2 protein-coding genes and 1 pseudogene are annotated in these 1,075 nt (G+C 43.5%); all 3 read left to right on the top strand.

Annotation, left to right across the window (positions count from 1 at the left end):
• Positions 1-222 (top strand): annotated as a pseudogene (locus H5084_RS19230) (IS66 family insertion sequence element accessory protein TnpB); the annotation flags it as partial.
• A 12-nt stretch (positions 223-234) separates the two neighbouring features.
• Positions 235-585: an IS66 family insertion sequence element accessory protein TnpB gene (gene tnpB / locus H5084_RS19225; RefSeq protein ID WP_182692233.1), complete on the top strand. Its 351-nt coding sequence runs from the start codon at positions 235-237 to the stop codon at positions 583-585.
• 80 nt (positions 586-665) lie between these two features.
• On the top strand, positions 666-1,075 hold a 410-nt coding region (locus H5084_RS19220), incomplete at its 3' end, for an IS66 family transposase zinc-finger binding domain-containing protein (protein ID WP_182692232.1).

The following is a 1,075-nucleotide window of genomic DNA, read 5'->3' as shown; positions in this document are numbered from 1 at the left end:
ATTACCACTTATTATAAACAGCGCACTTTATTGACAGAGGGCTTGCCTAAAACACCTTTACCAACACAAACGCCAAGACCCACAGCATCACGCTTTGTCCAGGTAAAACAAACCACTGAAATCAGTGCTCAAACTCACCAAAACAACATACAGTTTGATACGCGTACAGGTCAACTTACCCTGCCAGTCGATTTAGCAACAACCGATATTGGCTATCGTTAAGGGGCTAGCAGTATGAGGATGTTTGTCGATGTGCCCACCGTTTATTTATGTGCCGATGCGGTCGATTTTCGTAAATCGATTAATGGACTGGCGGCGTTGGTAGAAGCTGAGCTTGAATTAGCTGTGCTCAGTGGGGCACTATTTGTGTTTTGTAATAAAGGTCGTGACAAACTCAAACTACTTTATTGGGATAATACCGGCTTTGCACTCTGGTATAAGCGGTTAGATAAGCATAAGTTCAAATGGCCCAAACTAATGTCTCCCACCATGACCTTAAGCGAGCAACAATTGCATTGGTTATTATCGGGTTATGATGTCATCGGCCATAGCAACATTGATGTTTCAGGTAAGCAATTGCTTTAAATCGAAGGATCGATTGATGATCATCAAAGTCAGTTCACTTAGCGCTGGAAAGCCTGTCGTTATACCTTAAAATAGGCGCCATGAAAAATGAACTTGCCCTTAAACAGCGTATTGCTGAACTTGAAAAACTGTTAGCGCAGAAAGATGCACACATCGCTGCGTTGGAAGAACGCTGGCGTTTAGCCCAACAAAAGCAATTCGGCAAAAGTGCTGAAGGCTTTGTTGGCCAAGGTGAATTATTTAATGAAGTAGAAGAGATTGTTGAAGCCGTGAAGGCTGAGCAACAATCAGCTAACGCGCCCCGTAAAAAGCCTATACGTAAGCCGCTACCAACAGATTTACCGCGTGAACAAGTGATCCACGACATCGAGGATAAAACCTGTGGTTGCTGTGGCGGTGAGCTACATAAAATGGGTGAGGATAAGTCAGAAAAGCTTGAGTTTATCCCCGCTCAAATTAAAGTGATTGAGCACATTCGTCCTAAATACGC

The organism is Psychromonas sp. SR45-3 (assembly GCF_014163575.1).
Lineage (GTDB): Bacteria > Pseudomonadota > Gammaproteobacteria > Enterobacterales > Psychromonadaceae > Psychromonas > Psychromonas arctica.
This window is presented reverse-complemented; position numbering and strand designations above follow the sequence as displayed.

Coding starts and splice junctions, on each gene's coding strand:
- tnpB (WP_182692233.1), top strand. CDS start 235: ATGAGGATGTTTGTCGATGTGCCCACCGTTTATTTATGTGCCGATGCG.